We start from the raw sequence: 1,073 nt of genomic DNA, 5'->3' as shown, positions 1-1,073 counted from the left end.
TGTGCTGTCCGGGGACGTTGGTGACGGGCGACACGCCTTGAGTGGTCCTTGAACGGGGCGAGGGCCTCTGGGTTCGGTGTGGATTGCGAGATCTACAACCGATCGCCAGGAGGCCCTCGTTGTCCCACCGTAACGCCCCGCTGACGCCGACCGGCCGGCTGCGTCTTGCCCGGTGTGTCGTCGAGGACGGCTGGCCGCTGCGCCGAGCCGCGGAACGTTTCCAGGTCAGCCACACCACCGCCGCCCGCTGGGCAGACCGCTACCGCAGGCACGGGGCTGTGGGCCTGCACGACCGCTCCAGCCGCCCCCACCACAGCCCGGGCAAGACCCCGGCCGCGGTGGAACGGCAGGTCATCCGGCTGCGGCGCGAGCACCGCATCGGCCCTGTGCGGCTGGCAGCCCGATGCGGCCTCGCCGCCTCTACCGCCCACCGCATCCTCCTCCGGCACAACCTGCCCGCACTCGCCGCAACGGACCGCGCCACCGGCGAGCCCGTGCGCCGCTACGAACGAGCCCGGCCCGGCGAGCTGGTCCACATCGACGTCAAGAAACTCGGCCGCATCCCCGACGGCGGCGGGCACAAGGCCCTGGGCCGGGCTGCCGGCCGAGCCAACCGCCAAGGCGGCGGATACGCCTACCTCCACACCGCCCTGGACGACCACTCCCGCCTGGCCTACACCGAAGACCTGCCCGACGAGAAGGCCGCCACCTGCGCGGCCTTCCTGCGACGAGCAACCGCCTGGTTCGCAGACCACGGCGTCACCGTCGAGCGGGTCCTGACCGACAACGCCTGGGCCTACGCCAAGAACACCTGGCGCGACACCTGCCGCCAGCTGGGCATCAGCCCGCGCTGGACCAGGCCCTGGCGGCCGCAGACCAACGGCAAGGTCGAACGCTTCCACCGCACCCTGCTCGACGAATGGGCCTACCACCGGCCCTACACCTCAGACGCCGAACGCCAGGCAGCGTTTCCCCACTGGCTCCACTGGTACAACTACCACCGACCCCACACCGGCATCAGCGGCCACACCCCAGCCAGCCGCATCACCAACCTGCCCGGACAGCACACCTAG

General features: G+C 71.4%; 1 protein-coding gene. It reads left to right on the top strand.

Annotated elements, in window-relative coordinates; genetic code table 11:
• Nucleotides 1–119 precede the first annotated feature (119 nt).
• Nucleotides 120–1,073, top strand: coding sequence for an IS481 family transposase (locus ABZ192_RS42990; protein WP_356929895.1), 954 nt, complete (start codon nucleotides 120–122; stop codon nucleotides 1,071–1,073).

Source organism: Streptomyces sp. NPDC006235, assembly GCF_040613735.1.
Lineage (GTDB): Bacteria > Actinomycetota > Actinomycetes > Streptomycetales > Streptomycetaceae > Streptomyces.
Note: the sequence above shows the minus strand (reverse complement) of the source record. Positions and strands in the feature narration are given on the sequence as shown.